Genomic DNA, 6,000 nt, shown 5'->3' with positions numbered 1-6,000 from the left:
GCCACGGCGGGCATGTATGAGTTCCCCTCCCAAGAGGTCACCACCGCACGCCCCTGCGGCACCGCGCCCACGGCCGAGTCGCACATCGTCTCCGCAAGCCGAACGGCCTATGACGGTGCCGGGTTCGGTGCCACGCCGACCAAGGGCAACCCGACCCGCGTCGACGGTGCGAAGGACTGGTCCGGCTCCATCGACTACCAGCGTGAAGCCACCACCACCTATGACGCCTACGGCCGCCCCACCGCGGTCACCGACGCCGCCGATCAGACCACGACCACCGCCTACAGCCCCTCCAGTGGCCCCGTGGAGACCGTCACCACCACCAACCCGCTCGATCAGGCGACGGTCACACATCCCACCCGATCCTGGGGCACCCCGACTCGCGAGACCGACGTCGCCGGCGCCCACACTGACACCAGCCACGACGCGCTCGGGAGAATCGTCTCGGTCTGGGGGCCGGACCGCACCAAGGGCACCGACACCCCGCACGCCAAGTTCGCCTATGACGTGTCCAAGACCAAGGCCAACACCGTCACCACAGAACGCCTCAACCCCGCCGGTGACTACGTGAAGTCCGTGGCGTTCTACGACGGCCTGATGCGCGAGCGTGGCACCCAGAGCCCGTCGGCCAACGACGCCGGCGGACGGGTGATCACCGAGACCCGCTATGACGATCGCGGCTGGGTCAGCGCCAAGATGGGCCCCTATTACACGACCGGTTCGGTGAACACCACCCTGGTCAGTGCAGAGGAGAACCAGGTCGACTCTTACACCCTCTACGGCTATGACCGAGCCGGCCGCGTGACCCGCGAATCCCTGGCCTCGCTCGGAGCGGTGAAGTGGTCCACGCTCACCAGCCACGAAGGGGACCGCACCCGGGTGACCCCGCCTGAGGGCGGCACGCCCACCGTCACCGTGCAGGATGTGCGGGGTCGCACCACCAAGCTGCACCAGTTCCAGGGCAGCACGCCCAGTGGAGCCAACGACGTCACCACCTACACCCACACCCCGGCCGGCGATCTGGCCAGCGTGACGGACTCCTCCGGCACGCAGTGGACCAAGTCCTATGACCTCCGCGGTCGCCTGATCAGCGAGGTCGACCCGGACAAGGGCACCACCAGCCACACCTATGACGCCATGGACCGCCGCGTCAGCTCCACCGATGCTCGCGGCCTGAGCCTGTGGACCGGTCACGACGCGCTCGGGCGAAAGACCGAGCTCCGTGACGACGACGCCGATGGCGACCTGCGGGCCGAATGGACCTATGACACCGTCCGAGAAGGGTCGCTGACGTCCTCGACTCGTCACGCCAATGGCGAGGAGTACACGAACGAGACCACCAACTATGACGCCGCCGGACGGCCGCTGGACAGTCGCTTCCTGATTCCCCAGAGCGAGGGGCTGCACTACTGGGCCGGCGGCCACACCTCAGGGTTCGCCTACAACCCCGACGGCAGCGTGAGGCTCGCACGTCAGCCGCTGGTGTTCGGCATCAGCAACGAGAACATCCAGTACACCTACGACGATCTCGGCAACGTCGACTCGATGCGCGGTGTGGGCTACTTCGCCTCAGACACCTACCGCCGCTCCACCGGCGAGGTCCTGCAACGCACCCTCGGGACCGTGCAGGGCAAGCTCGCCTACGCAGCCAGCACCTACGACGCATCGACCCGCCGGCTGACCGGCCAGTCGTTCTCCCTGCAGGGCAGCGCCACCACCAACCGGATGGACCTGCGCTACTCCTACGACCAGGAAGGCAACATCACCAAGCTCGACGACGTCGCCGCGGCCGACACCCGCCGCGAGTGCTTCGACTACGACTACCTACGTCGCCTGGAAAAGGCCTGGACCACCACGACCACCGACTGCGCCGCACCGAGCGACGCCACCCTGGGCAGCCAGGCCCCGTACGCGGACACCTACGCCTACGCCAAGAACGGCAACCGCACCGAGGTGGTCTCCAAGCGCAAGCCCGGCGCCAGCATCACCAACTCCACCGAGACCACCAGCTACCCGTCACCCACGGCACTGCAACCACACGCCGCCACCCAGACCGTCAAGACCGGCCACGATGCTGAAACTGAGGACTTCAGCTACGACATGACCGGCAACCTGCTGCAGCGCTCCACGGCAGCAGATGAGGGCACGGCCTATGAGTGGGACAGGGAGGGGCGCGTCTCCAAGGTCACCGACCTCGACACCGACGAGACCATCACCTACCTCTATGACGCCGACGGCAACCGCCTCATCGAACGCAACAGCGCCGATGACTCCGAAATCCTTTACATGGGCACCGCCGAGATCACCGTCAAGGATGGAGCTCGCTCCACCGTCCGCACCTACACCCTCGATGGCGTCCCCGTCGCAACACGCGACAGCAACGGCCTGCACATGAGCGCCGTCAACCACCAGAACACCCCTGTCCTGACCGCTAATAGTGCAACCCAGGACTGGACCAAACGCCGCTACTCACCCTTCGGCGAACAACTGCAGAACCCCTCTACGCCGTGGCCCACCGCCCGTGGGTTCCTCAACAAGCAGACCGACACCGACATCGGCACCGTCCACCTCGACGCTCGCGAGTACGACCCCACCGACGGCAGATTCATCTCCGTCGACCCCATCGCCGACTTCGCTGATCCGCAACAGCTCAACGGGTACGCCTACGCCAACAACACTCCCGTCACGATGATGGATCCTGACGGACTTCGTCCCTCCTGCGGGGGAGGCTGTGGTGGCGACTACAACAGTCCCGTCGCCTACAAGCACAACTACAACGGCACCGCCCGCAAGGGAGCGAAGCCGGGGAACAAGGCGTACAACCCAAAGCCGTATGTACAGGCTCAGCGGCGTGCGTGGACCACCCGACACAGTTGGCTGCCCAAGCAGCCGTCATACTTCCGTTCCCGAGTCAACGGAGCTGCGGGCGCTCTGTCATCCCTCGCATGGTTGGCCGACGCCGTCATCTCGAACCCGAGGGTGCCGCCGAGTATGCGCCCCAACCAGACTCCAAGCCACATGCTGAACGGCTGGTTCGACCGGGTCGGGGTGGATCGAAAGGCACCGGAGTACCTGACGGGAAACCTCGCCGGTCACCTCGGCCAACTCTTGATTCCCGGCGGACAGACTGCCAGCGCAGCCAAGGGAAGTAATCTCCTTGCTAGAGCCCTCGGGAGGATCAGAAACGGAAGTTCGTCATCGGTTCAATCGCTGGAGGGGGTCCTGGGGCCGGTTGGTCAGAGAGTGGGCAAGGCCGGCTCGAACGATGCGATCCGAGAAATCCCAGGGGGTCTACCCGAGGCGCGCGCGATGTTCTCGCAACTGAGTGAAGGTGGCTCAGTGGTTGCTCAAACGTCGAAGTTGACGCGTGTGGAGTTGCCGCGCGGTGGAACCGTGCAGCTTCGAACAGCCATGTCCAAGAAGAGCCCGAGAACGGCGGCAACCATTGACGTCAATGTTTCAGGGGTGGACGACCTCCGAAAGCTAAAGTTCAACCCATGAGGGACGAGGGACTTGCAGCTGCTGTCGGCGTAGCCTTGATGCTGGACCGCGAACTTGACGAAGACATGGTTGGATTGTGGGCACTTCCGTGGCACATCAGGCGCGCTCTGCCGACGGCGCCGGATCGGCAAGTGCAAGAAATCGCGGCCTCAATCCTAGACGCGCTTGTTGGTACCGACGTAGCAATTGGTGACGTCGATGAGGATTCGGGTGTGTTCCTTCCATGGTCGACGCCCGACGTCGCCGGTAGGGCGATGGCAGCATGGCGAGGTTTGGGACGGGACCCCGATATAGGTGAAGTTGCTTGGCTCGCTAGAGAAGCTTGAATCGGCCTGGGATTTTTGGAGGGCGTGGTTAGGCCGCGACGGGATCGTCGTGCCCTCGTGTTGCATCGTAGTGCGACTGCTCGAATTCGATGGGTGGGACATCTCCGATCGAGGAGTGCAGACGCTCGTGGTTGAACCAGTGGACCCAGGAAGCGGTCGCTTCCTCGACCTGTCGCCAGCTGGTCCAGATCTTCTGTTCATGGCCGATGACCTCAGTCTTGAACAGGCCGATCGTGGACTCCATGAGCGCGTTGTCCAGCGCATCGCCGACGGTCCCGATCGAGCCGGTGATCCCAGCGTCGACGAGTGCCTCGGTGAACGCCAACGACGTGTACTGGCTGCCGGCATCGGAGTGGTGCAGCAGCCCGGCGGTGGTGAACTCGAAGCTCGTCCTTCGTCTCGTGAACAGTGCCTGCTCGAGCGCTGAGAGCACCAACGGGGTCGTCTTGGACGTCGTGACCCGCCAGCCCAGGATCCGGCGTGAGTACACGTCGGTGATGAACGAGACGTAGCAGAACCCGGGACTGCTGCACGATCGGGTGACAGTTGGGGTTAAGCCGCCAGGGTGACGGTCTGGTTCATGATTGTCTCCCACTCGATGGGGGTCAATCGGCCGAGCGCGGCTTGTCGGCGTCGGCGGTGGTAGGTCCTTTCGATCCAGGTGACGATCGCGATCCGCAGGTCGTCTCGGGTGGCCCAGGTGCGGCGGTTGAGGACGTTCTTCTGCAGCAGAGCGAAGAAGCTCTCCATGGCAGCGTTGTCGCCGGCCGCGCCGACTCGACCCATCGATCCGACCATGCCGTGGCGGTTGAGCGCGTGGACGAACTTCCTGCTGCGAAATTGCGATCCTCTGTCGGTGTGAACGATGCAACCCTCGACGTCGCCGCGCCTGGCAACGGCGTTGTTCAGCGCCGCGACCGCCAGTCGTGACTTCATCCGTGAGTCGATGGAGTAGCCCACGATCCGGTTGGAGCAGACGTCCTTGATCGCGCACAGATAGACTCTTCCCTCACCGGTGCGGTGCTCGGTGATGTCGGCCAGCCACAGCTGGTTCGGGGTGTCGGCGGTGAACTCGTGGCGGATCACGCCGTGCTCATCGATGACCGCGAGCAGGTCGTCGTGGACCGGTGGTCCGGGCTTCTTGCCACTCTTGCTGCGCTTCTTGCCCAACGCGCTCCACCAGCCGTTGGCGCTGCAGATCTTCCATACCGTTCGCTCGGCCACCGAGAAGCCAGCAGCACGGACCTCGTCGACGACGAGGCGGTAGCCGAACTCCGGATCCTCGTGGTGCGCCTCGAAGACGGCATGGCTCAGCAGGGCCTCGTCCCACTCGGAGGCAGTGATCGGGCAGGCGCGTCAGCGGTAGTACGGCTGACGCGCGAGCCCGAGCACCCGACATGACACGCTGACGGCGATGCCGTCGGCGGCCAGGTCCCTCACGAGTGGGTAGAGCCTTTTCCCGGCAGGTTCGCCTGAGACAGATAGGCAGCGGCCCGACGCAGAACCTCGTTCTCCTGCTCCAGCAGCCGGACACGTTTCTTCAACTCGCGGTTCTCAGACCGCTCAGCCGTGGTCTCGCCGGGCTTGGTCCCATCGGCGACATCCGCGGCCTTCATCCAGTTCGCCAGACACGACTCGCTGATCCCGAAGTCGGCAGCGATCTGCTTCAACTGAGTCTCGGGCTCACGGCCACGAGCGACTCGAACAACATCCTCACGGAACTCACGGGGATAAGGCTTGGGCACGGTCAACATCCTTCCAGCAGCACCTCTCGGCACCACAGATCAGATGTCACCTATCCGTGCAGCAGTCCCGACCCTTGTCGAACTTCTGCGTAAACACGAACGCTCAGACCAATGGAGATCACGAAGTTCACGACTTGTCAGCAAGTTGCTCCTTCCTGCCCGCCGCAGGCAACCGCCAGGCCCTCGGAAACCATGCGACCTGTCGTGGAGCCGTTCAAGCCGCGAAGAACTACTACAGCCAGGTCAATGGCTGTTTTTACTGCGCAAGCGATTGCCATACCGGTTGAAGGTGGGTCGCCCACGCAGCGCTCGTCCGGCCGCCCTGGCGCGCCAGCAAGATTAGAGTAACCGGCACTTGTTGACATAAGGAATATTATCGGCTTCAACTTGAGGAACGGCATTACGGTCTTGCGGCTATCTGGGCACAC

Annotated in this window: 2 protein-coding genes and 1 pseudogene; 1 reads left to right on the top strand and 2 read right to left on the bottom strand. The window is 64.1% G+C overall.

The window, feature by feature from the left end:
• Positions 1-3,501, top strand: a 3,501-nt coding sequence (locus tag ACHAAC_RS16850; RefSeq protein WP_435717477.1) for an RHS repeat domain-containing protein, incomplete at its 5' end; no start/stop codon positions are given.
• A gap of 354 nt (positions 3,502-3,855) precedes the next feature.
• Here ACHAAC_RS16850 and ACHAAC_RS16845 read toward each other — a convergent pair.
• Positions 3,856-4,422, bottom strand: a complete 567-nt coding sequence (locus ACHAAC_RS16845; RefSeq protein WP_435717476.1) for a transposase — start codon at positions 4,420-4,422, stop codon at positions 3,856-3,858.
• Positions 4,380-5,572, bottom strand: a pseudogene (locus ACHAAC_RS16840) (IS3 family transposase). The gene ACHAAC_RS16845 and the pseudogene ACHAAC_RS16840 overlap by 43 nt, the downstream one beginning before the upstream one ends.
• Between the last annotated feature and the right edge of the window lie 428 nt (positions 5,573-6,000).

The organism is Aeromicrobium sp. CF4.19 (assembly GCF_051262555.1).
Lineage (GTDB): Bacteria > Actinomycetota > Actinomycetes > Propionibacteriales > Nocardioidaceae > Aeromicrobium.
The sequence above is the reverse complement of the archived record's forward strand: the minus strand, read 5'-3'. Positions and strand labels throughout refer to the sequence as shown.